Source organism: Pseudomonas mendocina, from assembly GCF_003008615.1.
Lineage (GTDB): Bacteria > Pseudomonadota > Gammaproteobacteria > Pseudomonadales > Pseudomonadaceae > Aquipseudomonas > Aquipseudomonas mendocina_C.
The window spans coordinates 3,559,300-3,586,274 of the sequence record NZ_CP027657.1; the positions used below are offsets into that span (position 1 = coordinate 3,559,300).

Below are 26,975 nucleotides of genomic sequence, written 5' to 3' on the forward strand. Positions count from 1 at the left end.
TTTGTGAACAAGAAGCGTGCTATGCAGCTGGTTCGAGGTCTTCATAACCTGCAGCCCCAGTCGCGGGGCTGTGTGGTCACCATCGGTAATTTCGACGGCGTTCATCGTGGGCACCAGGCCATCCTGGCGCGTTTGCGTGAGCGTGCCGCGGAATTGGCCGTGCCGAGTTGCGTGGTGATCTTCGAACCGCAGCCGCGTGAATTCTTCGGTCCGGACACCGCCCCGGCGCGCCTGACCCGTCTGCGCGACAAGCTCGCCCTGCTGGCGGCCGAAGGCGTCGACATGGTGCTGTGCCTGGCGTTCAACCGTCGTTTGCGCGAGCTCTCGGCAGCCGAATTCGTGCAGCGTGTGCTGGTCGATGGTCTCAAGGTGAAGGATCTGGAGATTGGCGACGATTTCCGCTTCGGTTGCGACCGCGCCGGGGATTTCGAATTTCTCAAGGCTGCGGGCCAGCGTTACGGTTTCAGCGTCGACGCCTCGACCACCGTCGAAGTGCGTGGCGGCCGGGTCAGCAGCACCCGTGTGCGCCAGGCTCTGGCCGATGGCGATTTCGACCTGGCCGAAGCCTTGCTCGGCCGACCGTTCCGTATTGCCGGGAGGGTGCTGCACGGACAGAAACTCGGTCGCCAGCTCGATGCCCCTACGGCCAATATCCAGCTCAAGCGGCGCAAGGTACCGCTGACTGGCGTCTATCTGGTGAGCTGTGAAATCGATGGTGTCATTCAACCGGGCGTCGCCAATATCGGCGTGCGCCCCAGCGTTGCCGGTGACGGCCGCGCCCATCTGGAAGTGCACCTTCTGGACTTTGCCGGCGATCTGTATGGCCGGCGTCTCTCGGTGGCATTCCACCACAAGCTGCGTGATGAGCAGCGTTTCGCCTCGCTGGAGGCCTTGAAGGCGGCGATTGCCGCCGATATTGCCGCTGCCCGTAATTATTGGCAGAGCCACCCGCTGATGAAGAGCCCGACATGACCGACTACAAAGCCACGCTGAACCTGCCCGACACCCCCTTCCCGATGAAGGCTGGCCTGCCGCAACGCGAGCCGCAGACCCTGCAGCGCTGGATTGATATTGGTCTATACGAAAAACTGCGCAAGGCTGGCGAAGGCCGCCCGAAATTTGTGCTGCACGACGGCCCACCCTATGCCAACGGCAGCATCCACATCGGTCACGCGCTGAACAAGATCCTCAAGGACATCATCACCCGTTCCAAGACCATGGCCGGCTTCGATGCGCCGTACGTGCCGGGCTGGGATTGCCACGGCCTGCCGATCGAGCACAAGGTCGAGACCACCTTCGGCAAGAACCAGCCGGCTGACCTGACCCGCGAGCGCTGCCGCACCTATGCGGCCGAGCAGGTTGAGGAGCAGAAAGCCAACTTCATCCGCCTGGGTGTGCTGGGTGACTGGAACAACCCGTACCTGACCATGAACTTTGCCAACGAGGCCGGTGAAATCCGCGCCCTGGCGGAAATGGTCAAGAACGGCTTCGTGTTCAAGGGCCTCAAACCGGTCAACTTCTGCTTCGACTGCGGTTCGGCACTGGCTGAGGCTGAAGTCGAGTATCAGGACAAGAAGTCCGAAGCCATCGACGTGGCCTTCCCGGTCGAAGATGCCGACAAACTGGCCGCCGCTTTTGGCCTGTCCAGCCTGAGCAAACCGACCGCCATCGTCATCTGGACCACCACGCCCTGGACCATTCCGGCCAACCAGGCTTTGAACGTGCACCCGGAGTTTACCTACGCTCTGGTGGATGTCGGCGACCGTGTGCTGCTGCTGGCCGAGGAAATGGTCGAGAGCTGCCTGCAACGCTATGGCTTGCAGGGCGACGTGATCGCCACTGCGCCTGGCGCGGCGCTGGAGCTGATCAACTTCCGCCACCCGTTCTACGAGCGTCTGTCGCCGCTGTACCTGGCCGAGTACGTCGAACTGGGCGCCGGTACCGGTATCGTTCACTCGGCACCTGCCTATGGTGAAGACGACTTCCACAGTTGCAAGCGCTACGGCATGAGCAACGACGAGATCCTCAATCCGGTGCAGAGCAACGGTGTGTACGTCGAGTCGCTGCCGTTCTTCGGCGGCCAGTTCATCTGGAAGGCCAACCCGGCCATCATCGCCAAGCTCGAGGAAGTCGGTGCACTGCTCAAGCACACCACTATCAGCCACAGCTACATGCACTGCTGGCGCCACAAGACGCCGCTGATCTACCGCGCCACCGCGCAGTGGTTCGTCGGCATGGATACTAAACCCAAGGAGGGCGGCACCCTGCGTGAGCGCTCCCTGGCGGCCATCGAAGAAACCAAGTTCGTCCCGGCCTGGGGCCAGGCACGCCTGCACAGCATGATTGCCGGTCGCCCGGACTGGTGCATCTCGCGTCAGCGCAACTGGGGTGTGCCGATTCCGTTCTTCACCCACAAGGAAAGCGGCGAGCTGCACCCGCGTACCGTGGAGCTGATGGAAGAAGTCGCCAAGCGCGTCGAGCAGCAAGGCATCGAGGCCTGGTTCAAGCTGGACGCCGCCGAGCTGCTGGGCGCCGAGGCTGATCAGTACGACAAGAGCCGCGACACCCTGGATGTATGGTTCGACTCCGGTACCACTCACTGGCACGTGCTGCGTGGCTCCCACGCCGAGCTGGCGCATGCCAGCGGCCCGGCTGCCGACCTGTATCTGGAAGGCTCAGACCAGCATCGTGGTTGGTTCCATTCCTCGTTGCTGACCGGCTGCGCCATCGACGGCCACGCGCCGTACAAGGAACTGCTGACTCACGGCTTCACCGTCGATGAGCAGGGGCGCAAGCAGTCGAAATCGCTCGGTAACGTGGTCGCGCCGCAGAAGGTCATCGACAGTCTCGGCGCCGATATCCTGCGCCTGTGGGTCGCATCCACCGACTACTCCGGTGAGATGGCGGTTTCCGATCAGATCCTGCAGCGCAGTGCCGATGCTTACCGGCGTATCCGCAACACTGCGCGCTTCATGCTGGCCAACCTCAATGGTTTCGATCCGGCCAAGGATTTGCTGCCCGCCGAGCAGATGCTCGATCTGGATCGTTGGGCTGTCGACGCCACCGCGCGTTTGCAGGACGAACTGACCGAGGCCTACTCCGAGTACCGTTTCTGGAACGTCTACTCGAAGGTGCACAACTTCTGCGTGCAGGAGCTGGGCGGCTTCTACCTGGACATCATCAAGGATCGTCAGTACACCACCGCTGCTGACAGCGTGGCGCGTCGCTCCTGCCAGAGCGCGCTGTACCACATCAGCGAGGCACTGGTGCGCTGGATCGCGCCAATCCTGGCTTTCACCGCCGAGGAAATCTGGCAGTTCCTGCCGGGCGAGCGTGACGAGTCGGTGATGCTGAGCACTTGGTATCAAGGGCTGGATCGTCTGCCGGAAGGCTTCGAGCTGGATCGTGCCTACTGGGATCGCGTCATGGCGGTCAAGGCGGCAGTGAACAAGGAACTGGAGAACCTGCGCACGGCCAAGGCCATCGGGGCCAGCCTGCAGGCTGAGGTGACCCTGTTCTGCGACGACGCCAAGCAGGCTGACCTGGCCAAGCTTGGCGACGAGCTGCGTTTTGCCTTGATCACCTCGGCTGCGCAGACCGCGCCGCTGGCCGATGCACCGGCTGACGCAGTGGTGACCGAAGTCGAAGGTCTGAAGCTGAAGATCCTCAAGTCTGCCCACGCCAAGTGTGGTCGCTGCTGGCACTTCCGCGCCGATGTCGGCAGTCATGCCGCTCATCCGGATCTGTGCGAGCGCTGCGTCAGCAATATTGAAGGTGTAGGCGAGGTTCGCAAGCATGCCTGAGTCCTCGCGTTTCGGGCATCTGCCCTGGCTGTTGCTGAGTGTGCTGATCCTGGTCGTCGATCGTGTGACCAAGGATTTCTTCGAAGGCAGCCTGAACATGTACCAGCGAATTCAGGTCATCCCTGACTATTTCGACTGGACGCTGGCCTACAACACCGGCGCAGCATTCAGCTTCCTGGCTGATGCCGATGGCTGGCAGCGCTGGTTCTTCGCCGCCATCGCCATCGTCGTCAGTGTCGTGCTGGTCGTCTGGCTCAAGCGCCTCAAGCGTCACGAGACCCTGTTGGCGGTAGCGCTGGCGATGGTGCTTGGCGGTGCCTTGGGTAACCTCTACGACCGCGTGGTGCTCGGCCATGTGGTCGACTTCATTCTGGTGCACTGGCAGAACCGCTGGTACTTCCCGGCGTTCAACCTGGCCGACACCTTCATCACCATCGGCGCCATCCTACTGGCACTGGATATGTTCAAGAGCGACAAGTCCGCGAAGGAGGCTACGCAATGACAGACGTACGCATCGGCCCGGACAGGGAAGTGACCCTGCATTTCGCCCTCAAGCTGGAAAGCGGCGATGTGGTCGACAGCACCTTCGACAAGCAGCCGGCCACCTTCAAGGTTGGCGATGGCAACCTGTTGCCCGGTTTCGAGCAGGCCCTGTATGGCTTCAAGGCTGGCGACAAGCGTAATGTGCAAGTTCAACCAGAACAGGGGTTCGGCCAGCCGAATCCGCAGAATGTGCAGATCATGCCGCGCAGCCAGTTCGAGGGTATGGAGCTTTCCGAGGGGCTGCTGGTGATTTTCAACGATGCGGCCAACACCGAGCTACCTGGTGTGGTCAAAGCATTCGATGACAATCAGGTCACCATCGACTTCAACCACCCGCTAGCCGGCAAGGTGCTGGACTTCGAAGTGGAGATCATCGAGGTCAAGGCGCTCTAGTCAGCAGCACCTGCCCTGTGGGAGCGGTTTTAGCCGCGAAACCCTTGTTGTGACCTGCACGTATTGCGCGCAGGCTATGACTTTCGGGATCGCTCAGTCGACTTGTTCCGATCCCCTGATTACACCGAGACGCCTTGCATGCATATCAAACTCGCCAATCCCCGCGGCTTCTGTGCCGGTGTAGACCGCGCCATCGAGATCGTTAACCGCGCCCTGGAAGTGTTCGGCCCACCGATCTATGTGCGTCATGAAGTGGTGCACAACAAATTCGTGGTCGAAGACCTACGTGCCCGTGGTGCTGTATTCGTCGAAGAACTGGATCAGGTGCCGGATGATGTCATCGTGATCTTCAGTGCCCATGGTGTCTCCAAAGCCGTGCGCGATGAAGCCGCTCGTCGCGGCCTGAAGGTCTTCGACGCCACCTGCCCGCTGGTGACCAAGGTGCACATGGAAGTGGTGCGCTACAGCCGCGAGGGGCGTGAGTGCATCCTCATCGGTCACGAAGGCCACCCGGAAGTCGAAGGCACCATGGGGCAGTATGACGCCAGCAATGGTGGTGATATCTACCTCGTCGAAGACGAGGCGGACGTTGCCGAACTGCAGGTGCGCAACCCAGAGAAGCTGGCGTTCGTCACTCAGACAACCTTGTCGATGGATGACACCAGCAAGGTGATCGACGCCCTACGCGCCAAGTTTCCCGCCATTGGCGGTCCGCGCAAGGACGATATCTGCTACGCCACGCAGAACCGCCAGGATGCGGTCAAGCAACTGGCCAGCGAGTGCGACGTGCTGCTGGTCGTTGGCAGTCCCAACAGCTCCAACTCCAACCGCTTGCGCGAGCTGGCTGAGCGCATGGGCACTCCGGCCTATCTGATCGATGGCGCCGAAGACCTTGAGGCTGAATGGTTCGAAGGGGTGGGCGGCGTTGGAATCACCGCGGGCGCATCTGCCCCTGAAGTACTGGTGCGTGGGGTGGTCGATCAACTGCGTGCTTGGGGGGCGGTGGGGGAGAGCGAGTTGGATGGACGGCCGGAGAACATTACATTTTCGATGCCGAAAGAATTAAGAGTGAAGCACGTTTAACGCCCCCTCATTCTAGGAAAGAGAAAGCCGGCTGTAGCCGGCTTTCACTTCTATTATCGCTTTATCTCACCAGTTACATTGCCCTGCTAGACTCCCACCTCTCACATTTGCGGCAGTCAGAGTCAATGTGCCGGCTGCAAGCCTGCCAGTCGCTGTGGCAGTTAGGGTATAAGCAGTCGCAGTAATGTTACCCACTGCAATTGAGAACTCGCTCGTATTCTGTGGTAGGGCGTTGAATCCAACGTAACTGCCTGCGTTCTGTGCTCGTCGTCGCTCGGCATTTGCCGCTGCCTGCATAATTAGCGATTTCCCATCTTCGCAGGCCGCTCGATCAAGATACGCTGTGTAACTTGGTATTGCGATCGCTGCGAGAATGGCAATGATCACTACAACGATCATCACCTCAATCAGTGTAAAGCCTTGTTGTTGTCTCATTATCCGTCCTTATTCTTCATCGATCCAATACAGACGAGGTGTCGGTGGCATCCAGATGCAGCGAGGGTTGTTATCACAGCGGCATTTTTCGGGGTTAGCACTGGCTGCGCAGATATCTGGGCCACTCTCACTACCATTTGAGACGGGCACTAGGTCTGACGGATCATGGTAAACCCAGCAAGCGTTACCAGCACAGTAAATTTGAGGGTTAGACGGCAGGCTACTTGCCTTGCTCTCTGTAAAGCGATCAATCGTCAGGCCGGTTGCGTCCCCCAACATGACCGTGTAGGCACGAGATACACCTACTGAGGCTCGACAAAGTGTTGGGTTGCTTTGAGGTTCATAGGTGCTAAACAGAACCATCCCATCCGCAACCAATGGACGGCTAAGTACTTTTTCGCCCGAACGTGGCAGGCGAATCATCCATCCATTCGTGTTGTTAGCGACGGCAGTGGCGATTTCACTACTAGTTTGAGCCGCATTACTTGTGGCGTCATAGAGAGAGTTTTCCGTCAGGGTCACTTCAGGCGCAGCTCCCTTTACTAAGTGTGTCCGGAACGAGTAGAAACGATCCTCGATCACACTATTTAGGGGGTGACCTCGGTAGCCACTTCCAATGTTTACGGTCAGCATTTTAGTGCCGTTGACGTTTAACAGCGCAAGTTCTGCCTCGTGGTAAAAGCGGCGGGCACTTTCGGGGGCGGCTCCTCCGATACTGGCCAATACTCCGCTTCCTCCATTGCCTGCAGGAGTAATAAGCGAGCTGCCGCTACTGCCATTGTTTATGTAGAAGCGCCAGACCTGCCCGCCCATATCACCTACAAAAATCTGTCCAGCCAAGCCTTGTGGATTAACTACTGCATTACCTGCGCTATCAGGCTGCAGTCCAACGACAGATACTCGTGCAGGAATACTGTAACGCATCTGGTTCAGAGTAGTACTGTGCCCAGCGACATTACTAGCAGACCAGATACGTGCGCCTGTTTTGGCATTGACGATATAGATTGCGTTGCCGCGGCTATCGACAGTACGGACGTCGACATTGTCTTGGTTAGGGTCGTAGCCGCCTCCAAATATAAGAACATCAGTAATGGTGCCGCCCACATTGATTTTGGTCTTTACGGGGGCTGACCAAGTCTGACCTAGTCTTTCAAAACCCGGGGTGATCCCGCCCTGGATCTTCCACAGCAATGTTGGAGATGAGCGGTTGGTAATATCTAGGGCATAGATATCTGAGCCGCCGCGACCCATTGTGGCGTACGCGTAGACGAACTCGTTAGGGTTCAGTCCGCTGAGAGTATTACTTGGATTGCTAGGGTCTTTACCCCCGAAAATCACGCCATTGCCATTGGCGTCGTTAGACCAAACGGTAACAGTATTATCCATACCATACAGGCGAGGTTTAGGAGATGTAGACTTAGCGTTCTCTCGCAATTGTTTGATATTAGGCAGCAGTACTTCGGGCATGAAGGCAAATTGTTCTGCACCTGTGCTGGTATTAAAGAGATGTACAAAGCCTTCGTTTGTACCAATAATTGCGGATTGATCCTCGCTTTCGCAAATATTCTGAGCGTTATAGCTATTGCATGCATAGGTGATCAGCGTAGGAGTAGAGTGCAGCGGATCGCCTAGGGCCTTTCTATCGAGGGCTGGTGTGCTTGAGTCTGCGCCACGAATGTAGCTGATCAGGTTGGCTCGGTCTGTTGCATTGGTGACGTTGAGCTTTTCCTGAGTCAACGCAGCGTTGCCGGTTTCGATGTTGCTCAGCGCATTGGATGTCGGGCTAACATTAGTCAAAAGCTTTCGGCTGCCCATGGCTGGGAGCCGAGAAGCTGCACCTCCTGCTGCAACGTTGCTTCCATCCCGGCTTGCCGACCACCAACTGCGGGCTTCAGCTTTGAAGAAACCTGTATTGGCATCGATAGCTGGGGTATTGTCGGCGTCAGCCAGCCAGATACGGCCATTCTCGACCATCATTCGATAGCGTTTGAGGTTTCCGGGCCAGCGATCAGTATCTGATGGACGAAACAGAGAGAAATAAACTTCGTCTTTGTTATCTTGGCGGTTGAAAGTGTTAACCGCCGCACTGGCACTAACGAATGTTGTGTCTGTTGCGAGTACTTCTTGAATAATCTTGCTGAATGAATCGGCCAGGGTTGAGGCGTCATCTGCGGTATAGAAACCACCTTTACCCTCAGTTGCCAAATCCCGTAGAAATCTTTGAATCTGAGCCGACTCAGTTGGTCGCGCATTAAGCGCGAAGCCTACTGTGTGGGTGGTTATAAAATTATCACCCTCGAAACTAGACTGATCTTCGTTAGCCATCCATCGAACCAATTCACGGGCACACAGCTCATCGCTATAACCAATTCCGCTAGTACTGCAACTGGCTCCTGTCATTGATGGTATGCCGCTGGTTGCAGCGGTGCTGGTTCCCTCTGGTTTACCGTCAGTTAGCAATACCAAGTGAGTCGGTTGGCATGCACTAGTGATTGGACTTGTAACCCCAAATACTCCACTGTTGCCACGTTTTTCAGATAGATAGCGTGCTGCGTCGTATAGGGCAGGAACGATAGGTGTTCCACCGCTGGCATTCATTTGCTGTACCAGCCCGTCGACATGCTGTTTGACTGTGCGCGCATTACTGCCGAGGCTGCCGCTGGATAACTTCATGCGCAGTTTTATTGCTTGAGTCGGGCTGCCATCAAAAGCATGAGTTATGTAGTCATTGCCACTATTGGTTGCTTTGAGCATAACAGATAGAGAATTACCATCGCTCCATCCAGTTTTGGCAAATACGTTCTGTAAAGCAGTGTTAAGGGCGGTGCCAGAGCATATGGTTCGTTCTCCGTTGAGGACACACGAGGGGCCTGTATAAGTTGAACGGCTGCTCAGGTTGTTGTTGCTAGCCTGCAACTCACTGGAGTTGGCTGAGTTTTCTATGTGAAGTGTGACGTTGGATGTGCCGCTGGTACCGCTGCGAGTGACAATCACCTGGGATTCAAGAACCTGAGCATTTCGTAAAACTGGCAGGTTCTCGAATCGAGCGGCGACGGTGACGTTATTGCCAATACTAAGTGTCGTTTGGTTTAGGGAAACGGCACTGCCACTTTGTCTTGCATCGTTCTTGGAACTGATGACTCGAGCTTCCAAAACCGGTTGCAGGCATCCATTATCTCCACCGCTATAGGTGACTCGTAAAACTGGTCGTAGATTGGATCCATCGACGCTATAGGTTGTACGTGAGCCATCACCACTGGTGGGTGTAACAAAGAATGCCATGGCGTTGTTTCCGCACCAGGCGGAATTATTGACGACTTGCTGTACTTGACTGATGACGCTTGGCCCTTCTAGGTAAACTGGAGGGTTTTCTGTTCGCCATTCTTGGGGAGTCCAGTTCACTGCTCCAGTCTTTGCGCGGCCAGTAAAGTCTTCAGTTGTGTTGAATTCTGCAGCATTTCCCGTGTTTTGTGCACTAATGGCGAAAGTAACCGGGCGGTCATCAGAACCAGCAGCGACAAAGTCTAGACGAGCTGATGTGATAGTCGCGCCTTGGGGGATTGCGACGTTTTGAAAACGCAGGCCGGTAGTGCGAGAGTTATCTTCGTTCCCTGAGTAAGTTATGGTTAATTTGGGCGAGGCAGTGGTGTCGCCAACGCGATAGTAGTAGTTGGCATCGTTGGTGACACGAAACTCCAATAGAAGGTCAGAGATAGGGTCGGCGCTTGGAGTGCTGTTTTGTAGATTCTGTACTTCGCTGGTGAGGTCAATATTGAAGGCGGTGTTGACTGTCCAGTTGCTGCCGGCGAGTTTGGCGTTATTGTTGGCCAAGTTTCCAGTTGAAATAGTGGTGAAGTCACGATCATCTAGCAGCGTTGCATCATTGAGTGCAGCAGGAGCTTTGCTGTTCTCGATCCGTACTCTAACACCGGGCTTGGTTCCATTGCTTGTCTCTGGAGTGACGGTAAGAGTGGCGCTTGTAATTGTGACTCCTTTTGGAATGTTCAAGTTTCGGAATAGAAAAAGTCCCGTTTGACCTGAGGATGTGTTGTTGCGTGCGTTGAGTCTGGTTTTTGCACCCGTATCACAATAGTCGCGTGCTGTTCCGATTTTTACTGAGCAAGTATATCCGCTTTTAAGGTAATAGCTGGAGTTGTTGTTAGAGTACCCTTGAGTATTTGGGGTGCTGAGGTCACGTATGATTGTATTGCCCGCAGGGTTTTTTATGTAGCCCATCACCAATGTTGGGTTGTTGATGTTAGTGGATGATGGATTGGTTGTTTGGCGGGTGGCGTCGTCTGCCGAAACCAAAATTTCTGGTGCCACAGAGGAAATACCCAGTGTGTTGTCGATGTATTCCACTGGATAAACTAGGCGATCTTTGTAGAAGTCCGTGCGGCTGTTGAGCGCCATCACTCCTATGTTAACACCGCTTGTCGTATTAAGAATCTCGTTGAAAGCTTCCTTGAGTACTGTCATGCGTGCAGGGCCGTGAGAGGCACTAGTTGGTGTGCTGTCTCGATCTAACCTCCATGCCATAGAGCCAGAGTTGTCAAGAATGAAAAAAACGTTTGGCTTGATGGTGTCGTCAATAGCAGGGCCACCGAAGAATACCTCGGTATCATCTGCATGGCTCAGAGCACTTGATAAAATAAATGTGCTGGCCAGTGCTGAAGTAGCAAAAACGCGCAATTGGTTCAGGCGTTTCATGGGGATGTCCTCAAATACTGCCGCGCAGTCGTGATGAATAAGTGCAAAGATTAGTTGTTGGTGCTAAAGCTTCGATTCTGAAAGCCTTGTCGATGAGCGGCGCTAACATTGCAGTCACCACCATTACTTCCGCAGGCTTCTCCGACACTGCGCACTTCGAAACGGTAGACTCGGAGACCAGGCTCGGTAATGCCCATTCCTTCAGAGAGAGGCAAGTTGGTCGCTAAGCTGGGGGACGCTTGAAACTGCCAATGAGGGCTGTCTCCATCTATCGCGCCGACTAAGCTTGGGTCAGCATCGGTGCGCGAGAAGTAATCATTGGCCCAGCGTTGCAAGCCACTTTCTGCCGCTTGAAATGCAATGTTTTGCTGTTGGCTATTGGAGGAAATACGTAGCTGCAAATTGGATTGCGAGGCGGCGGTTATGGCAATGATGGTGAGCATAAGAAGTAATACCAAACTGACCAGCAATACCATACCTTCCTGTTTAGGCTTCATTGCAGGCGATTCCTCATTTCATAAGTGGCACTGAAGGTTCGAGCACTTAGTGGTGTACCTGCAGTACGTGAGTCAGATACAGTTATTTGAACGTGAATGGCGCTCGCAGCTATAGGGTCGTTGTTTGGAATGAAATTGAAGGCCAGAGTTGCATTATCTAAAATCGGATCGCCATTGCGGCTGATTCCACCATTCGTGTTGGTATAGGTGATAGGTGGCTCAAAATTTAGTGCGATTGTGCCACAGCCACTTCCGGGGGTTGCATAACGGAAAGTAAGGCTGTTTGCATCCGTACTGCTGACTGCATCGCGAGGTAGGGTGGTATTGTCTGGCGCGAAAGCAGTTACGGTATCTGATGCTACGCAGCCTTGAAAGCCTGCTCTCCTTGCGTCTTGCCCAATGATTTCCAAGGCAAGCCGACCACTTTCTTGCATATAGGTAAGTTCAGTGTTGTCACGATCAGCGAAGAAGGTGCGAGAGAAGATTTCTGTTACGCCAAGAATTAGTAATGAGCTAATTACAATGGCGACCATTAGTTCAATCAGAGATAAACCTTGCTGTTGCTTCATAGTTCGGCCTCCACTACTAGAGTGCCGACATCCTGATTGCCATCACCATCGCTGTCATAAACCTCTTGCCAGCGTAGGTCTACGGTGTAGATAGCGCCATTACGACTGATATTGGTTCCAGGGAGTACGTTGGGGAGGCTGGTTTGTAGTTGGCGGCACCACTGGCCTAAATCGTACTGAGCTTTTGTCACACCTGAGGCATTGGCATTCCCTGCATTAGCAGCAGGGCAGGCCGCAGGATTAGCGAGTACATAGTCGTTGCTCAGTGACGCATGAGTGACGCGAAAGTTTTGATAAGGACTGTTTGCGTCCAAAACCTTGTTGGCTCGCATACGGTCGATGATGTCATAAGCCAGCATGGTTGCCTGACTGCGAGAGTAAGCGCTTTCACTGGATTGCAGGCTATTCATCATAAGGGTGGCCATACCTAATAGACCGATGGCCAAGATCACGACGGCAACCATGACTTCTACCAAGGTGAAGCCGCGACTTCCGTAATTGCTTAAAGTGCTCATTCGATATCCCTGGCTTACGGTGTCGTTGTCTGCTGGTGTGTAGCTGCTGCGCTTGCTCGACCTATGGCATTTACTTCAATATCACGTCCGCCTACATCTATGCTGGTTGCTGCTTGGGGGCGGCCGTTAGCTTGAAAGGTGATTGCGACGTTGTCCGCTGCGACTCCATTCGGTATGGCAATTACTCGCAAATCTTCGGTGCCGTCATTGACGACCCACGTTGACCCAACTGTAGTGACACTGACAGCGATATTTCTGGCGACAGCCTCGCTGCGAGCCAGTTGTAGCGCTCCCAGCAAGCCGTTCCTCGCAGAGGTCTGGCGGCCACCCTCCATCATCGCCTGGTAGCTTGGCACGGCGATGCTTGCGACGATGGCAATCAGCGCAATGACAACCATCAGCTCTATTAACGTGAACCCCTTGCTTGATTCCATGAATGCTCCGGCGACGGCAAACGCAAAACTGCAAGGATAATTTAGCGTCAGGGTTTACCGAAAGCTGACGCCCGCAGACAAGCGGGCAAATTGGCTGATGAGGGGTTGGTATCAAGCGAGGTCCGTGACAGATGTCACGCAAACCTTAACAGCTTGTCCCTTTTTTAGGGGGCTGAGTTCGTGTGCGTCCTGATAGGCTAATCACTACTTGCTGAAGGGGGATGGCACCTTTGCACAAGGTAAGAGTTCCATTCAGAGCTCTTGTGGAACCATCTGCTTCGAACTGGAGGTGGCCTTTGTTTCTGTTCCATTGCCAATGAAACTCATCAGCGATTTTTACCTGGTGCAGTAAATCGTCATCCAGATCCAAATAACCATTTGCATTTCCGTCTCGAAATATCAACAGGCGTGTGTGCCAGTGCTTGTCACCTGTGCAGTTACTTTTCCCTGGGCACACACTAACAACCGTTCGACCAAAAACCGCACTACTACGAGCATGATGAATCACTGCAATCATCTGATTGACGGCTTGGGTACGTTCATTGTTATCACGCATGTCTTGCAGGTTTGGGAGGGCGATCGTGAGAAGTATCGATAGTATGGCGAGAGCGCTCATCGTTTCGATGAGCGTACGCCCGTAGATTTTTCGGGGCATGTTCCAGCATCCTTGCCAGTTGGTTGTGTAGAACAGAGTAGCTCAGGATCACCGCATGAAAAGTGATGGGAAGGTGTTGTTGGTTGGAGGCGGTGCGATAGGAATGCTATCGGCTCTCTTGCTGGGGCTTTCGGGGGCGCGAGTGTGTGTCCTTGATAAGGAAGATACCGGCCGCGAATCCTCCTGGGCCGGCGGGGGCATCGTTTCCCCTCTCTACCCCTGGCGTTACAGCGCAGCTGTGACGGCGCTGGCGCATTGGTCGCAGGATTTCTATCCCGACTTTGGTCAGCGTTTGTTGGACGAGACGGGGGTCGATCCCGAGGTGCATGTCACCGGGCTGTATTGGCTGGATCTGGATGATGAGGTCGAGGCGCTGGCCTGGGCTCAGCGCGAGGGGCGTCCGTTGTTTTCGGTGGATGTCGCTGAGGCTTATCAGCAGGTACCTGTTCTGGGCGGTGGTTTTAAGCGCGCCATTCATATGCCGGGTGTGGCCAATGTGCGTAATCCCCGTTTGGTGAAAGCGCTGCGAGCGGCGTTGTTGGCCATGCCGAACGTGGAGTTGCGTGAGCATTGTCCGGTCACGGGTTTTATTCAGGAAAAAGGCCGTATCTGCGGAGTGACCACGGTAGATGGCGAGATTCGTGCCGAGCGTGTGGTGCTGGCGGCGGGGGCCTGGAGTGGTGAGTTGCTCAGGACGCTAGGACTGGCGTTACCGGTCGAGCCGGTCAAGGGGCAGATGATTCTCTATAAATGTGCCGAGGATTTTCTGCCGAGTATGGTGCTGGCCAAGGGGCGTTATGCGATCCCTCGGCGCGATGGGCATATCCTGATCGGTAGCACGCTGGAATACGCGGGGTTCGACAAGACGCCGACCGACAAGGCGTTGGAAAGCCTTAAGGCATCGGCTGAAGAGCTATTGCCCGCACTCAAGGACGCCGAGGTGGTGGGGCACTGGGCCGGTTTGCGGCCTGGATCGCCTGAGGGGATTCCCTTTATTGGTGAGGTGCCTTCTCACCCTGGCCTATGGCTCAACTGCGGGCATTTCCGCAATGGGCTGGTACTGGCTCCGGCATCCTGCCAGTTGTTGGTCGATCTCATGCTCAAACATGAGCCGATCATCGATCCTGCGCCTTATACGCCGGCCAGACTGCTGGATTGATACCTGAGGTATTTCTGGGCACCGCTCAAGGAATGCTCAATCCGGCCAATGCCAGGGCGGCTCGTCGAGCATGCCTTGGCCGCGGATGCGGGTTTGGCCGAGCTGTTTGTCCAGCTCCAGGGTGTTGCATTCAGGGCTTTCCTTCAGCGTGGCGATCAGCCGGCTGGCGTGTGACACCACCCATACCTGGGTCTGCTTCGAGGCGGCGATGATCAGGCGGCCCAGGGCTGGCAGCAGATCCGGGTGCAGACTGGTTTCCGGTTCGTTGAGCACCATCAACGAGGGCGGTCTGGAGGTGAGCAGCGCAGCGACCAGCAGCAGGTAGCGCAGGGTTCCGTCGGACAGCTCGGCGGCGCTCAGGGGGCGCAGCAAACCTTCCTGGCGCAGTTCGACGGCGAAGCGCCCGCCCGCCTGGAAGTCGATGTGCAGGCGGCTGCCAGGGAAGGCATCGTCGATCGCAGCGTCCAGCGCGGTGCGATCACCAATTTCGCGGATGGTCTGCAGTGCGGCGGCGAGATCACGCCCGTCGTGATGCAGCACCGGCGTGCGTGTGCCCAGTTGTGGTTGGCGCGCCGGGGCGTCGGCGTCGCTGCGAAAGTGATCGTAGAAGCGCCAGCGGCGGATGGTCTCGCGCAGCTGGAACACTTCGGGGCAGTTCGGGTCGTTGCCGATCTGATCGAATAGGCTGTCGTAGTTCGGCACATGCTGGGCCAGTACCTGCCAACTGCGGCCTTCGCGCATGCGCACCATGGGCCCGGCGCGATCCACCAGCAGCGAGGCCGGGCGGTAGCTGGCGCCGGCCCAGATGCATTCGCGCTTGATTTCCGGGTCGAGGGCGAAGGCCGAGGTGCTCGGCTCTGGCAGGCCTAGGGCGATTGAGTAGCCGAAGTCCTCACCAGCAAAACCCAGGCGCAGGCGGATCACGTTCTGCCGGGGGCCACCCTGTACCGGCACCTCGCCGCCCAGCATGCGTCGGGAGATTTTCTCCGGGCCTGCCCAGAAGCTCGACTCCAGTCCGCCTTCGCGGGCCAGTGCGTTGACCACCCCACCCTGAGCGGTCTCCGCCAGCAGGCGCAGGGCACGGTAGAGATTGGATTTGCCGCTGCCGTTGGCGCCGGTGATGAGGTTGAGCCGGCCCAGTGGCAGGATCAGGCTGTTGATCGAGCGGTAGTTGGCGACGGCGAGAGTGTGCAGCATGCGGGTGTCCAGACTAGGAATCAGCGGCCATAACGCGGCGAGAAGGCCAGCCACGCCAGCGCGGGATAGCATAGGTAGTGCAGGCTGAAGAGGAACAGGCCCATGGGGCTGGGTGCGTCCTGCAGGAACATCATGCCCAGTAACCCCAGGTAAAGCAGACCGAGCACACCGCCATAGAGAACAGTGAAGCGCCAGCGTTCGGTGTTGCTCGGTGCGCGGCCCTGGCGCCAGTGGAATACCAGCGCCAGGCCAGCGGCGATGGCTGCAGCGATCAGCAGGGTGGTGAATACACCGCCGAGGCGCACGAAGGTGCGCAGCAGCAGGTTCAGCAGCACGGCCGCGATCACGCCGGCGATGGCGTAGTAATGCAGTTGCAGGCCTTGGCTCACAGTTTCTGCGCCAGGCCGAAGCGTTTGCTCAGCACCCGCTCCAGCAGGGCCTTGGGTAGCAGTGTCGCCATCAGCGGCAGGGCGCGGCTGCCATTGCCCAGGCGCAGCAGGCGCGGCCGTTTGCTGGCCTGCACGGCGGCCAATAACTGGCGGGCGAAGTGCAGGGCTGGCGTCGGGTTGTCCTGCGAGGCGTTGGCACGGGCGCGAATGCCTTCGCGTAGCGGCCACCAGGGCGAGTCTTCACGGATCAGCGCTTCGGCCTGCTGGCTGGCGTTGGCACCGAAGCTGGAGGCGATGGCGCCAGGCTGCACTTCCATCACCTCGATGGAAAAGGGCGCCAGTTCCATGCGCAGCGCATCGCTCAAGGCATGCACCGCCGCCTTGGACGCGCAGTAGGCACCGGCAAAGGGCGTCACCAGCACGGATGAAACGCTGCCGATGTTCACCACCAGACCGCGGCTGCGGCGTAGCAGCGGGAAGAAGGCGTGGGTCACGCCGACGATGGAGAACACGTTGGTCTCGAACTGTTTGCGCATGGCTTCCGCGCCTCCGTCGAGCAGCGGGCCCATGGCGCCGTACCCCGCGTTGTTGATCAGCACGTCGAGGCCGCCGATCTCGATTGCGAGGCGTTCGGCCAGACGTTGCGCTGCTTCGCCGTCGTTGACATCGAGGGCCACTGCGTGAAAGCCGGCCTCGGCGAGTGCAGCAAGGTCGCTGTCCTTGCGCGCGGTGGCCCATACGGCGTAGCCCGCGGTCTTGAATACATCGGCGAGGGCGCGGCCGATGCCGCTGGAGCAACCGGTGATCAGGACGCTGGGTTGGGACATGGCGGGGTTCCTTGGGCTGTGCTGCGATGGGCGAGTCGTCGGTGCGCACGGCCTGGGTGGCCCCGCGTCACCCTACCTTAGCGGATGAACTGGCCTTGCAGGCGTTCTGCGCGAAACTCCAGCGTAGCCGGGCGATAGCCGCTGCGCAGGTCGGGCAATGGCATGCAGTCGTTCCAGCTGGCGCCAGGCAGCAGTTCGCCGGGGCCAGTGTAGCGCGGCGATTCATAGAGGCGTTGGGCCAGGTTGGTGGCGTTGCCGGGGCGGTAGGCGGCGACTTCCCAGCGCAGCTCCAGCAGCGCGGCATCGCTGCCGTTCTTCAGATTGATGGCCAGGGGGCGGTCGGCGGGGCATTGCTGCGGGTCGTAGCTCAGGCGCAGTTCGAGGTGCGCGAGGTAGCGCTCGTCACGAGTTTCCTGCCAGAGCACCCAGGTCGCTACCAGGCCGAGGCCGACCAGCGCGGCCATGGACACCGGCAGGGCTTTGGTCGGATAGCGGATCAGCAGGATCAGCCAGGTAATGACGAGCACGACACCGAAGAGCATGGAGGCAACCTTGGTAAGAGTCTGCCACCCATCCTACACAAGGTACCTGGCCAGGTTAACCGCATGGGCTGTCGCAGGGTGTGACAGGGGAGGCGTAGCCCGGATGCAATCCGGGGAATGTCATGCAGATATCCCCGGATTGCATCCGGGCTACGAAGCGCTCAGTGAGCAGCGCCGGCGGTCACCGCATCACTGCGGCCATACACGTCTTCCAGACGTTCGATGTCGTCTTCGCCCAGGTAGGTGCCCGATTGCACTTCGATGATTTCCAGGGGGATCTTGCCCGGGTTGCTCAGGCGGTGAACCGAGGTCATCGGGATGTAGGTGGACTGGTTTTCGGTGAGCAGGAACTCACGGTCGTCACAAGTCACCTTGGCCGTGCCGGAGACCACGATCCAGTGCTCTGCGCGGTGGTGGTGCATCTGCAGCGAGAGCTGCGCACCCGGCTTGACGGTGATGTGCTTGACCTGGAAACGGCCGCCCATGTCCACCGAGTCGTACGAGCCCCAGGGGCGGTACACGGCGCAGTGGTTCTGCGTTTCGCAGCGGCCCTGTTCGTCGAGGCGGCCGACCAGTTTCTTCACGTCCTGCACGCGATCCTTGTGCGCCACCATCATGGCGTCCTTGGTTTCCACGACGACGATATCGTCGAGGCCGAGCACCGAGACCAGCTTGCCATTGCCGTGTACCAGGCAGTTGCGACTGTCCTCGACCATCACGTCGCCCTTGGTGACGTTGCCGTCGGCGTCCTTGTCGTGCACCTCCCAGATCGACGACCAACTGCCGACATCGTTCCAGCCGGCGGCCAGCGGCACCACGCAGGCGCGCTGGGTTTTTTCCATCACCGCGTAGTCGATGGAGTTGTCCGGGCAGCAGGCGAAGGTAGCCGGGTCGATGGCGATCTGCATGCCGTCGCGCTGGCTGCGTTCCAGAGCCAGCAGGCAGGTGTCGTAGATGTCCACGTCGTGATGCTTGAGTTCTTCGAGGAAGCGGCTGGCGCGGAACAGGAACATGCCACTGTTCCAGTAGTAGTCGCCGCTCTTCACATACTCGGTGGCGCGCTTGGCGTCGGGCTTCTCGACGAAGCTGGCGACCCGTGCCACGCCGTCGGGTAGGTTGCCGTCGGCCTGCCCGCGGATGTAGCCGTAACCGGTTTCCGGGCGGTTGGCCGGTACGCCGAACAGCACCATCTCGCCCTTCTCGGCGGCCACGGTGGCCAGCGCCAGAGCCTGGCGGAACGCCTGCTGATCATCCAGCACGTGGTCGGCCGGCAGCACCAGCATCAGCTCGTCACGACCCTCGGCCATCAGTTGCAGCGCGGCCATGGCCACGGCTGGCGCGGTGTTACGACCGAAGGGCTCGAGCAGCAGCAACTGCGCCTGCTGGTCGATCTGCTCCAGTTGTTCCTGAACGATGAAACGGTGTTCCTGGTTGGACACCAGTATCGGGGGTTGCATGCCTTCGATGGAGAGGCGCTGCAGGGTCTGCTGGAACAGCGTGTGTTCACCCGTGAGGGCGAGGAACTGCTTGGGATACAGCTTGCGCGAAAGAGGCCAGAGTCTGGAACCGCTGCCACCGGAAAGGATAATGGGGGTCATGGTGTCTCTCCTGAACGATTTTTCGAGATGAGTGCCCGTGTCGTGTCGGTGCGGCGTGTGCCCGCCGTTTTCCTTGTTCTGAGATTCGTTGCGCTTCAGCTGTCGGCCGGGCGCTTGACCCACACTGGCGACAACTTGCCCTGGGCGTCGGTGATGTACAGGCACACCACTTCGCCGCGTGCCAGGGTGACCGGCTTGAGATCGGCGACCTTGCGTTCGCCGTCGAACAGCGCCAGGCCGACCTTGACCGGATTGATCTCACGGTCGCCACGGCCGTCCGGTTTGACGTCGGCGACCACGTCGGTCTTGCCGTCGGCGGTTTTCAGGCTGAGGGTGCTGCCGCTGAGGTTCTGCACGCGCAGCAGGGCTTTCTGCCGGCTGGTGAAGGGCGGCTCCTCGACCAGGCGCGGCGCGGCGCCGGTCTGGCTGACCAGGGTGTAGTAGCGGTCGGCTTGCAGCTGCACCGGCAACTGGGTGTTACCGACCTGTGCCTGGTAGCTGCCGGCCGGGAGGAACTTGAAGTCGCTGGAGCCCAGCGGCCCGACCTGCTTGAGCTGCGCTTCGCCGACATTGACGTCGAGCTCGGCGCTGCTGGCGTTATAGGCGCGGACGAAAGCCGAGCCTTTTGGCGCTTTGGGGCCATACAGCGCGCCATCGTCGGCCTGGGCCTGGAGCATGCCGACGCTCAGTGCCAGGGCGCAGGCGCCCAGGACACCACGGTGCAGAAAAGTACGAGTAGTCATCGGAGGTTCCTCCATGGGTTGCGGATGAATTCAGCGACTGGCCGTATGGGCCAGGTTCTGGGTGGTGCCGGCCTGCTTGAGGGCGGCCAGCCATTGCGGGTCGAAGGCGGTCAGGTCGCCTGCCACCGGCAGATAGCGTTCTGGGAATTCCCAGATCACCACCTGCGGCGGGTGCTGGGCGAAATCGTCGCTTTGCAGGTACTTGAGCATCGGCACCAGCGGGCCGCCGCCTTCCTCGGCGTGGTTGCTCAGGTCGCGCTGCAGGTGTTGGCGCAGCGCACCGGCGAAGTTCCAGGCCGGGTTGGCGCTGTAGCTGGTGCCGACCAGTGCCACGGGCAGATCCTGTTCGGCGAACAGGGCGTCAGCGCCGCTGTCATCGTCGGCGCGGGTCTCGCGCTGGCTGATGCGATCCGCCTCCGGCAGCAGGCCTTCGAACAGCGGTGCCAGGGGCAGGAAGCGGGTCAGGTCGCCCTGGTGCTGGCGCACGTCCAGCGTCTCGGTGACGAACTGCTTGGGCTCGCCGCGCAGCTTCACGGCGCTGCCGATCACCTGGCTCAGCGCTTGGGCGGTGACGTCGGCGCCTTCCGGTGTCCAGTGGGTATCGGTGCGCAGGAACATCGATGCCTGATCCTTGCCGGCCTGCAGTGGCGTGAGCAGATCCGGCGCGGCGATGCCGGCCGAGCGCGCCGCCTGGTGAAAGCGCGGATAGAGGCTGCGTTGCAGGGCGCTGGGCTGGTGGCCGTCGGTGTGCTCGGGATACAGGCGCGACTTGGCCGGGATGATCGCCAGCAGCAGATGCACGTCCTGCTCGGCCAGGCGCTGCTGCACGCCACGGATCAGCGCCAGGTTGTCGCGCAGCTGACGCTGGCCGTTGGCGACCGGGGCGAATTCTTCGTCCGAGTACAGCCAGCCATCCTCACCGACCACCAGGCCGATGCGGCCTTCGCCGAACATCAGGTACTCCAACGCGGCCCACAGATTGATGCCGGCCTGCTTGAGTGGGAAATGCTCGTCGTAGTGACGTTCCATGCTACGGGTCAGGCCGCCGTCGAGCAGCGTCGGCTGGCTGGGAATCCGGTAGCTGGCCAGGCTGCCCAGGGCGAGCAGACTGGCCGGCAAGAGCAGGGCGAGGAACAGAACGACATAGACGACTTGGGGGCGACGACTCATGGCGTGTCTCCGTTCAGAACTGGAAGTACAGGAAGGGGGAGTAGCTTTGCGCCGAGAGCTTGAGCAGCGAGGCGCAGAACAGCAGCAGCAAGGCGCCGTGCATCAGCAGTGAGCGCACGTCCACCGAGGTCGCCGCCAGGCTGCCGCCACCGGCGAGGGCCAGCGCTGGCGTGTCGACCGCGTCGATACGGCGCTGGGCGAAATGCTGACGGGCACCGTTGACCGCAATTACCACCCAGGCCAGGCCCAGGGTGGCCAGCTGCAGGCTGCTGGTCTGGGCCAGCACGGCGTCGCTGAGCTGCCAGTCGCCGAAGGCGAACAGGGCGGCGTACATGCGCCCGGCAACTTCCAGGTTCTCGGCGCGGAAGATCACCCAGCCGAGCATCACCAGCAGCAGGGTGAAGGCCCACTTCACCGGGCTGAACAGCGTTGGTGAGGCCTTGACCCCGAGTGCGCGCTCGATGGCCAGCCAGGTGCCGTGCCAGGCGCCCCAGATCAGGAACGTCCAGTTCGCGCCGTGCCAGAAACCGCCCAGCAGCATGGTCAGGAACAGGTTGCGGTAGGTGTTGAACGTACCGTGACGATTGCCCCCCAGCGGCACGTAGAGGTAGTCGCGTAGCCAGTTCGACAGGCTGATGTGCCAGCGCCGCCAGAACTCGGTGATCGACTGGCTGATATAGGGCTGGTTGAAGTTCTCGACGAAGCGAAAGCCCATCATCAGGCCGAGGCCGATGGCCATGTCGCTGTAACCGGAGAAGTCGAAGTACAGCTGCGCGGTGTAGGCGACCATGCCCAGCCAGGCGTCACCGGTGCTGGGGTTCTCCAGGGCGAAGCAATGGTCGACCAGTGGCGCCAGGCTGTCGGCGATGAATACCTTCTTGACGAAGCCCTGCATGAAGCGCGTGGCGCCTTCGGAGAACTTGTCCAGACTGTGGGTACGGCTGGTGAACTGGTCGGCCATGTCCTTGTAGCGCAGCACGGGGCCGGCGATCAGTTGCGGGAAGAGGGCGATGAAGGCGGCGAAGTCGATCAGGTTGCGGGTCGGCTCGGTGTCCTTGCGGTGCACGTCGATCAGGTAGCTGATCGACTGGAAGATGTAGAAGGAAATACCGATCGGCAGGATCACCGCCGTGAACAGGAAGGGCTCGAAACCCATCGCCTCGAGCGCTGCATTGATGTTGGCCGCACCGAAGTTGGCGTACTTGAAGTAGCCCAGTGTGGCCAGGTTGCCGACTACCCCGGCCACCACCCATTTACGCGCCACCTCGGTGCCAGCGTTGGCGTGGATGCGCAGGGCGAACAGGTAGTTCCACAGGGTCACCGCGGCGAACAGCAGGAGGAAGTCCACCCGCCACCAGGCGTAGAACAGGTAGCTGCCGACCAGTACCAGCAGGTTGCGGTGCCGGTTGGGGCACAGGTAGTACAGGCCGAGGAAGGTCGGCAGGAACAGAAACAGGAATATGTTGGATGAAAAGACCATCCGTGCTTCTCCGTGAATAGCCGGGGCAGCGCCCCCCTTTCCCCCCGCGAGCGGAGGGTTTGTTTTTGCCATGTCGCCGCATATTTGTAGGAGCGGATTTATCCGCGAAAATCGCGGCTGAAGCGGAATGCCGCCCAGCCGCTCCTACAGGATGTGTGCATCAGTGCCCGTCACCGAATACCTGGGTCACCTCACCGCCGAGGCGGAAGCTGTTGAACGGGCCCATTTCCTTGTTCAGTTCCTGGGTCTGCGCGCTGCAGGCATAGAGGCTGCAGTAGGGCGCCAGCCAGGCGTACTTGAAGTCCTTGCGCAGCTCGCTCATGTCCTGTTTGGCGCCGGTGCGCTGGGCGAAGGCGGCTGGGTCTTGCGCGCCTTGCAGCACTCGCTCGGCCAGGCGCTGCAGGGCTCCATGGTTTTCCTCGCGCAGGTCGACGCCATTGGCCTGGGCGAAGGCAGCAATCATCGCCAGCGGCGGCAGGGCATAGTTGTGGTAGGCCAGGGCACGTTGGCTACGACGCATTTCGTTGGCCAGGTAGCCGTCGTCGTCCACCTGGTTGGCGGCGATGCGGAATTGATCGACGGACCAGTCGAACAGGTCGCGGCGATCCGCGATCACCGCCACTGCCATCACCGACCAGGCGGCCCAGTAGCTGTGGTTGTTGATCTTGCGCAGCGGCAGGTCGCTCCATTCGCGCACCGTGTGCTCGGCCAGGCGAGTGAACCAGGCTTCGATTCGTTCGCTCTGCTCGGGGTACGCGGCCAGCGGCTGCGACTCGGAGAATTTCAGGCGCAGCCAGGCGCCGGCCAGGCTGCCCAGCGCCCATTTGCGCATCGACTTGCCGGTGTGGTTGAACTGCTCCGACTCCAGCGCATCGGCGCTGGCCCACTGGTCGAGCCAGGTGATGGCGCAATCCAGGCGTTCACGTTGGCCGGTACGCATGTAACCGGTGATCAGCCGCCCGGCCTCTTTCTCCAGGCGGGTGATGGCTTCGGTCTGCTTGCGAAAGTCTCGCTCGGCCTGCTGGTTCAGGGTGGCGCGCGCGCTGTCGGAGCCAGCGTACTTGCTGGTGAACTGCAGCTCGCCGGTGTAGGGCTGCGGCGTCGCCTGGCAGGCGGGCGCCTTGCCCTCACGCTGGCCAACCGCTGCGTGATAGCCGACCGGCGCTTGTAGAGCGGCGAAAGCCGGGCCGCTGAGCAGCAAGGCCATGAGCGTCAGAGGTGCGAGTCGTGTGGGCATAAGGGCCTCCTCAATCGCCCGCATGGTGCTGGGCGACTTGCTGATTGGCGCCGTTCGGACGCTGGCACAGGCTGGCCTGTACCTTCAGGTCATCGGCGCTGTCTTCGGGCTTTTCGATTTCCAGAGCGAAGAAGTTCTGCTCGCCCCAGCCCGGTTCGTCGCGAAGTTCCACGGCGAAGCGGCCATCGGTGTCGACGGTATTGGGTTTCTCCAACTTGAGCTTTTCGCGCTGGCCGTTGAGGTACCAGATGGTGGCGTCGACGCGTTTGACCGATGGATCACTGAAGCGCAGGTCGAGCTGGTGGCGGTTGCCGGCCAGGTTCAGCAGCTTGTTCTCACCGTTGACCAGCACCTCGTTGCTGCCGGGGCGCAGGCGTGTTTCGTTGGCGAGCACTTCGCGCTGGCCGCTGCAGCCGTTGTTCAGGCTGGCCATCAACTGGCGGTGGATCTTGTCCGAGGCCAGGTCGTAGAGCGGCGAGAATTCCCAGATGAGAATCTGCGGCGGGTCGTTCTGGAACGAGTCGCTGGCCAGGTATTCGAGCATCGCGCCTTCCAGGCCACCGCCGGGGAAGGCGGCGTTGAGCACGTCGGTGCCCAGGTACTGTTCGAGGAAGCCACCGAAGTTGTAATTCTTGCCGCTGTGGCTGGTGCCGACCAGGGCAACACGCGGGCTGGCGTCGTCGCCGAACAGCGCGTCGCCAGCGCTGGCGTCCTTCGGCTCGGTGCTGAACTGATCGACGTACTGCACCGCATAACCGGTGCCGCACAGCTGGCTGGCGACGTTCTGCATGGTTCCGGTCTTGCCCATCAGGCCAATGCGTTCGGTGACGAATTCCTTCTGTGGAATGTCGGCGAAGCCAGGGATGCGTTTGACGGTTTCGGCCACCAGGCGCGCGGTGCGCTCGGCGCCGTAGGGCGTCCAGTGCTGGTCGCGGCGGAAGTAGAACTCCTGGTCGCTGTCCTCGTCGGTCAGCGGGGTCAGATCCGGCACCCAGATGCCCAGCTGTTCGAAGCGCGTCAACGCCTGGCGATAGTTGTGCAGCGCCGTGTCGTAGTCGAAGCGCTCGTAGTCGGCCGGGCGTAGCTTGCTGCGATTGACCAGGCCGCGGGTCGGTTGATAGACCACCACCAGTTCCACGCCGCGCTGCTTGAGGCCGTCGCGCAGTTCCTTGAGGCGCTGGTAGCCGACCTCCGTGGTGCCGAACTCGGTACGCAGGTCTTCGACACTGCGGAACAGCCAGCCCTCGTCGGCATCGAGCAGGGTGACGAAGTTCTTCATGTAGTTGGTGGTGTAGCGGCTGGCATCGTGCGCCGCCGGGCACAGCGAGCAGCAGTCTTCGACCTGGTACTGCGGCGCCTGGCGCTCCTGGGCTTGCAGGCTGCTGCCGAAGGCGGCGCAGGTCACCGCCAGGGCGAGGGTCTTGAGTTGGGATACGCGCATTCTGGGGCCTCGTCAGTTGGTCATCTGCTCGGGCTCGATCGGGTCGATCAGCACGGGCTGGCGCTGGCGCACCATGAGGTCGAGGATTTCGTCCTGTTTCTCGCCGAGGATGCCGGCGAGTTGGATGCCGCTGCTCTTGCGCGGCGCGAGCATCTTCACGCGGTACAGCTCGACCGACAGCGGCGAGTCGATGTTGATCGGGCTGGAGCCGTTGCCGGCCAGGGTGCCGCCGACGATGATCATCGAGATCTTGGCGTCGAAGGGGTCGAGATCCAGGTCGCGATCGGTATCCGACAGATCCCTGATATGGCCGTAGATGCCGGTCAGCTGGTTGAGCGCCGAAAGGTTCTCGTACAGGCGGATGTTCTCGCTGTTGCGGATGCGAATGCCGTGGCGCTGGTTGCGCATCACCTGGTTGCCCCACAGCAAATTGTCGCCGCTCTCGTACAGGGTGATGCCGTCGGCATGATTGCCGTGCACGCGGTTGTAGGCGATCAGGTTGCGCTCGCTGCTGCGGTCGATGACCACGCCGGAGAGCTTGTTGTCGTAGCTCTCGTTGTTGATGATCCAGCTGTCGTTGACCTCGCGCGAGATGATGATGCCGTGCTTCTTCTTGGTACCGAACACGGTGTTCTCGGCGATGATCAGCCCGTGCGAGCGGTCGTGCGGGTCGATGCCGTAGACGATGTTGTCGCGGTAGGTGTTGCCCTTGATCACCACGTTCTGCGCTTCGTAGCAGTAGAAGCCGTACCAGTGATCGACGAACTCCGAATCGATCAGCCAGCCGGTCGGTTCATCGCGCTTGAGGCGCTCGTGCATGCTCGGCGTGTACTGGGTGATCGACACGCCGTAGGACTTGGAGTTGTCGTAGCCCAGGCTGGTCAGCACGCTGCTGGCGATATACAGCTCGCTGCCGCCCCAGGACACCAGGAACGGGCGGAATTCCTTGCCCTCGTCGCGCATGGTCGCCGGGCCGTTGTCGGCCTCGCGCCAGGCGGTGACGCGGGTGTCGGTGATGAACATCAGGCCGTCGTTGACCAGAAACGCACCGCGCTCCTGCGACAGGCGCAGCTCGCGGGTGTCCTTGCCGACGTGCAGCGCCGCGCCCTCGGCCACCACGATGGGCAGGCGGGCAAGGTACACGCCGTCTTCCTGTTCGGCGAACTGGCTGTCGGGCAGCGCCTTGGCGATGTCCTGCGCGGTGACCAGGCCACCTTCGATGAAGATCGCCATGGGCATGCCCTGCTGGCGCTGAATCCATTCGCGCAGGCGTTCGTTGCCGCCGGTGAAGTCCTTCAGGGCGTCCTGGCGCAGCATGCGCCGCACCACCACCTTGCCCTTGTTGCCTTGCGGAATCTTGGCCAGCACCGCTTCCTTGGTGTAGCCGGACAGATCCGGCAGCGCGGGCGCCTCCATGTGCAGTTCGGCGGCCGGGGCGCTACGCACGCGGTAGTCGAACTGGTGTTCCTGCGGGTTGGCCTGGGCCAGTGGCGCGGCGAGACACATCGCGCTGAGCAGCAGGGGTAGGGCTAAGCCGTTGGGTTGCATGATCCGA

General features: G+C 59.7%; 24 protein-coding genes. 6 read left to right on the forward strand and 18 right to left on the reverse strand.

What is annotated here, in order from left to right:
* The first annotated feature begins 21 nt into the window (after positions 1-21).
* From ribF to ispH, 5 genes are all read left to right on the forward strand, one after another.
* Positions 22-972, forward strand: coding sequence for a bifunctional riboflavin kinase/FAD synthetase (gene ribF, locus C7A17_RS16615; RefSeq protein ID WP_106739058.1), 951 nt, complete (start codon positions 22-24; stop codon positions 970-972).
* Positions 969-3,803 (forward strand): isoleucine--tRNA ligase, encoded by a 2,835-nt coding sequence (gene ileS, locus C7A17_RS16620; protein WP_106739059.1) that lies wholly within the window; start codon positions 969-971, stop codon positions 3,801-3,803. The genes ribF and ileS overlap by 4 nt, the downstream gene beginning before the upstream one ends.
* Positions 3,796-4,305: a signal peptidase II gene (gene lspA, locus C7A17_RS16625; protein WP_106739060.1), complete on the forward strand. Its 510-nt coding sequence runs from the start codon at positions 3,796-3,798 to the stop codon at positions 4,303-4,305. Before ileS ends, lspA begins: the two co-directional genes overlap by 8 nt.
* Positions 4,302-4,739, forward strand: coding sequence for an FKBP-type peptidyl-prolyl cis-trans isomerase (locus C7A17_RS16630; protein ID WP_106739061.1), 438 nt, complete (start codon positions 4,302-4,304; stop codon positions 4,737-4,739). The genes lspA and C7A17_RS16630 overlap by 4 nt, the downstream gene beginning before the upstream one ends.
* A gap of 138 nt (positions 4,740-4,877) precedes the next feature.
* Positions 4,878-5,822 (forward strand): 4-hydroxy-3-methylbut-2-enyl diphosphate reductase, encoded by a 945-nt coding sequence (gene ispH / locus C7A17_RS16635; protein ID WP_106739062.1) that lies wholly within the window; start codon positions 4,878-4,880, stop codon positions 5,820-5,822.
* Positions 5,823-5,888: 66 nt separating this feature from the next.
* Here the strand turns inward: ispH and C7A17_RS27095 are convergent, their stop codons facing one another.
* The 7 genes from C7A17_RS27095 to C7A17_RS16665 all read right to left on the reverse strand — a co-directional run bounded on the left by C7A17_RS27095 (position 5,889) and on the right by C7A17_RS16665 (position 13,637).
* The gene (locus C7A17_RS27095; RefSeq protein ID WP_106739063.1) at positions 5,889-6,257 is read right to left on the reverse strand and encodes a prepilin-type N-terminal cleavage/methylation domain-containing protein; all 369 of its coding nucleotides are present in this window, start codon (positions 6,255-6,257) and stop codon (positions 5,889-5,891) included.
* 9 nt (positions 6,258-6,266) lie between these two features.
* The gene (locus tag C7A17_RS26795; protein WP_158704672.1) at positions 6,267-10,967 is read right to left on the reverse strand and encodes a pilus assembly protein PilY; all 4,701 of its coding nucleotides are present in this window, start codon (positions 10,965-10,967) and stop codon (positions 6,267-6,269) included.
* Between the two features lie 50 nt (positions 10,968-11,017).
* On the reverse strand, positions 11,018-11,464 hold the full coding sequence (locus C7A17_RS16645; protein WP_106739064.1) for a pilus assembly PilX family protein: 447 nt from the start codon (positions 11,462-11,464) through the stop codon (positions 11,018-11,020).
* Positions 11,461-12,033 carry a PilW family protein gene (locus tag C7A17_RS16650; RefSeq protein WP_106739065.1) on the reverse strand — a complete coding sequence of 191 codons (573 nt, stop codon included), beginning with the start codon at positions 12,031-12,033 and terminating at the stop codon, positions 11,461-11,463. The genes C7A17_RS16645 and C7A17_RS16650 overlap by 4 nt, the downstream gene beginning before the upstream one ends.
* Positions 12,030-12,548 (reverse strand): type IV pilus modification protein PilV, encoded by a 519-nt coding sequence (pilV, locus tag C7A17_RS16655; RefSeq protein WP_106739066.1) that lies wholly within the window; start codon positions 12,546-12,548, stop codon positions 12,030-12,032. The genes C7A17_RS16650 and pilV overlap by 4 nt, the downstream gene beginning before the upstream one ends.
* A gap of 14 nt (positions 12,549-12,562) precedes the next feature.
* Complete coding sequence (locus C7A17_RS27105; RefSeq protein WP_106739067.1) at positions 12,563-12,982, reverse strand: GspH/FimT family pseudopilin; 420 nt, start codon at positions 12,980-12,982, stop codon at positions 12,563-12,565.
* Positions 12,983-13,127: 145 nt separating this feature from the next.
* On the reverse strand, positions 13,128-13,637 hold the full coding sequence (locus C7A17_RS16665; RefSeq protein ID WP_106739068.1) for a GspH/FimT family pseudopilin: 510 nt from the start codon (positions 13,635-13,637) through the stop codon (positions 13,128-13,130).
* Between the two features lie 55 nt (positions 13,638-13,692).
* On the opposite strand from C7A17_RS16665, the gene thiO reads away from it, so the two are divergent.
* The gene (gene thiO, locus C7A17_RS16670) at positions 13,693-14,796 is read left to right on the forward strand and encodes a glycine oxidase ThiO (RefSeq protein WP_106739069.1); all 1,104 of its coding nucleotides are present in this window, start codon (positions 13,693-13,695) and stop codon (positions 14,794-14,796) included.
* Between the two features lie 36 nt (positions 14,797-14,832).
* On the opposite strand, the gene C7A17_RS16675 is transcribed toward thiO, so the two are convergent.
* From C7A17_RS16675 to algG, 11 genes are all read right to left on the reverse strand, one after another.
* On the reverse strand, positions 14,833-15,993 hold the full coding sequence (locus tag C7A17_RS16675) for an AAA family ATPase (RefSeq protein WP_106739070.1): 1,161 nt from the start codon (positions 15,991-15,993) through the stop codon (positions 14,833-14,835).
* 20 nt (positions 15,994-16,013) lie between these two features.
* Positions 16,014-16,382 carry a hypothetical protein gene (locus tag C7A17_RS16680; RefSeq protein ID WP_106739071.1) on the reverse strand — a complete coding sequence of 123 codons (369 nt, stop codon included), beginning with the start codon at positions 16,380-16,382 and terminating at the stop codon, positions 16,014-16,016.
* Positions 16,379-17,209, reverse strand: coding sequence for an SDR family oxidoreductase (locus tag C7A17_RS16685; protein ID WP_106739072.1), 831 nt, complete (start codon positions 17,207-17,209; stop codon positions 16,379-16,381). Before C7A17_RS16685 ends, C7A17_RS16680 begins: the two co-directional genes overlap by 4 nt.
* Positions 17,210-17,286: 77 nt before the next feature.
* A complete protein-coding gene (locus tag C7A17_RS16690; protein WP_106739073.1) occupies positions 17,287-17,751 on the reverse strand; it encodes a multidrug transporter in 465 nt (154 codons plus the stop codon).
* Positions 17,752-17,912: 161 nt separating this feature from the next.
* Positions 17,913-19,349 carry a mannose-1-phosphate guanylyltransferase/mannose-6-phosphate isomerase gene (locus C7A17_RS16695; RefSeq protein ID WP_106739074.1) on the reverse strand — a complete coding sequence of 479 codons (1,437 nt, stop codon included), beginning with the start codon at positions 19,347-19,349 and terminating at the stop codon, positions 17,913-17,915.
* Positions 19,350-19,444: 95 nt separating this feature from the next.
* Positions 19,445-20,107, reverse strand: a complete 663-nt coding sequence (locus C7A17_RS16700) for an alginate O-acetyltransferase AlgF (RefSeq protein ID WP_394337043.1) — start codon at positions 20,105-20,107, stop codon at positions 19,445-19,447.
* Between the two features lie 15 nt (positions 20,108-20,122).
* On the reverse strand, positions 20,123-21,262 hold the full coding sequence (locus tag C7A17_RS16705; RefSeq protein WP_106739076.1) for an alginate O-acetyltransferase: 1,140 nt from the start codon (positions 21,260-21,262) through the stop codon (positions 20,123-20,125).
* Positions 21,263-21,275: 13 nt separating this feature from the next.
* Complete coding sequence (locus tag C7A17_RS16710; protein WP_106739077.1) at positions 21,276-22,742, reverse strand: MBOAT family O-acyltransferase; 1,467 nt, start codon at positions 22,740-22,742, stop codon at positions 21,276-21,278.
* A 160-nt stretch (positions 22,743-22,902) separates the two neighbouring features.
* Complete coding sequence (locus C7A17_RS16715) at positions 22,903-23,979, reverse strand: mannuronate-specific alginate lyase (RefSeq protein ID WP_106739078.1); 1,077 nt, start codon at positions 23,977-23,979, stop codon at positions 22,903-22,905.
* Positions 23,980-23,989: 10 nt separating this feature from the next.
* Entirely contained in the window at positions 23,990-25,420 is a 1,431-nt protein-coding gene (locus C7A17_RS16720; RefSeq protein ID WP_106739079.1) for an alginate O-acetyltransferase, read from the reverse strand.
* A 12-nt stretch (positions 25,421-25,432) separates the two neighbouring features.
* Positions 25,433-26,968, reverse strand: coding sequence for a mannuronan 5-epimerase AlgG (algG, locus tag C7A17_RS16725; protein WP_106739080.1), 1,536 nt, complete (start codon positions 26,966-26,968; stop codon positions 25,433-25,435).
* Positions 26,969-26,975 lie beyond the last annotated feature (7 nt).

What these genes read in the sequence shown, in the direction of transcription:
- C7A17_RS16705 (WP_106739076.1), bottom strand. Translation starts at nt 21,262, where the DNA reads ATGAGTCGTCGCCCCCAAGTCGTCTATGTCGTTCTGTTCCTCGCCCTG.
- C7A17_RS16710 (WP_106739077.1), bottom strand. Translation starts at nt 22,742, where the DNA reads ATGGTCTTTTCATCCAACATATTCCTGTTTCTGTTCCTGCCGACCTTC.
- C7A17_RS27105 (WP_106739067.1), bottom strand. Translation starts at nt 12,982, where the DNA reads ATGGAATCAAGCAAGGGGTTCACGTTAATAGAGCTGATGGTTGTCATT.
- ispH (WP_106739062.1), top strand. Translation starts at nt 4,878, where the DNA reads ATGCATATCAAACTCGCCAATCCCCGCGGCTTCTGTGCCGGTGTAGAC.
- C7A17_RS16695 (WP_106739074.1), bottom strand. Translation starts at nt 19,349, where the DNA reads ATGACCCCCATTATCCTTTCCGGTGGCAGCGGTTCCAGACTCTGGCCT.
- C7A17_RS16650 (WP_106739065.1), bottom strand. Translation starts at nt 12,033, where the DNA reads ATGAAGCAACAGCAAGGTTTATCTCTGATTGAACTAATGGTCGCCATT.
- C7A17_RS27095 (WP_106739063.1), bottom strand. Translation starts at nt 6,257, where the DNA reads ATGAGACAACAACAAGGCTTTACACTGATTGAGGTGATGATCGTTGTA.
- C7A17_RS16690 (WP_106739073.1), bottom strand. Translation starts at nt 17,751, where the DNA reads ATGCTCTTCGGTGTCGTGCTCGTCATTACCTGGCTGATCCTGCTGATC.
- C7A17_RS16675 (WP_106739070.1), bottom strand. Translation starts at nt 15,993, where the DNA reads ATGCTGCACACTCTCGCCGTCGCCAACTACCGCTCGATCAACAGCCTG.
- C7A17_RS16645 (WP_106739064.1), bottom strand. Translation starts at nt 11,464, where the DNA reads ATGAAGCCTAAACAGGAAGGTATGGTATTGCTGGTCAGTTTGGTATTA.
- C7A17_RS16715 (WP_106739078.1), bottom strand. Translation starts at nt 23,979, where the DNA reads ATGCCCACACGACTCGCACCTCTGACGCTCATGGCCTTGCTGCTCAGC.
- ribF (WP_106739058.1), top strand. Translation starts at nt 22, where the DNA reads ATGCAGCTGGTTCGAGGTCTTCATAACCTGCAGCCCCAGTCGCGGGGC.
- C7A17_RS16700 (WP_394337043.1), bottom strand. Translation starts at nt 20,107, where the DNA reads ATGGAGGAACCTCCGATGACTACTCGTACTTTTCTGCACCGTGGTGTC.
- C7A17_RS16685 (WP_106739072.1), bottom strand. Translation starts at nt 17,209, where the DNA reads ATGTCCCAACCCAGCGTCCTGATCACCGGTTGCTCCAGCGGCATCGGC.
- C7A17_RS16720 (WP_106739079.1), bottom strand. Translation starts at nt 25,420, where the DNA reads ATGCGCGTATCCCAACTCAAGACCCTCGCCCTGGCGGTGACCTGCGCC.
- lspA (WP_106739060.1), top strand. Translation starts at nt 3,796, where the DNA reads ATGCCTGAGTCCTCGCGTTTCGGGCATCTGCCCTGGCTGTTGCTGAGT.
- C7A17_RS16665 (WP_106739068.1), bottom strand. Translation starts at nt 13,637, where the DNA reads ATGCCCCGAAAAATCTACGGGCGTACGCTCATCGAAACGATGAGCGCT.
- C7A17_RS16630 (WP_106739061.1), top strand. Translation starts at nt 4,302, where the DNA reads ATGACAGACGTACGCATCGGCCCGGACAGGGAAGTGACCCTGCATTTC.
- C7A17_RS26795 (WP_158704672.1), bottom strand. Translation starts at nt 10,967, where the DNA reads ATGAAACGCCTGAACCAATTGCGCGTTTTTGCTACTTCAGCACTGGCC.
- algG (WP_106739080.1), bottom strand. Translation starts at nt 26,968, where the DNA reads ATGCAACCCAACGGCTTAGCCCTACCCCTGCTGCTCAGCGCGATGTGT.
- ileS (WP_106739059.1), top strand. Translation starts at nt 969, where the DNA reads ATGACCGACTACAAAGCCACGCTGAACCTGCCCGACACCCCCTTCCCG.
- pilV (WP_106739066.1), bottom strand. Translation starts at nt 12,548, where the DNA reads ATGAGCACTTTAAGCAATTACGGAAGTCGCGGCTTCACCTTGGTAGAA.
- thiO (WP_106739069.1), top strand. Translation starts at nt 13,693, where the DNA reads ATGAAAAGTGATGGGAAGGTGTTGTTGGTTGGAGGCGGTGCGATAGGA.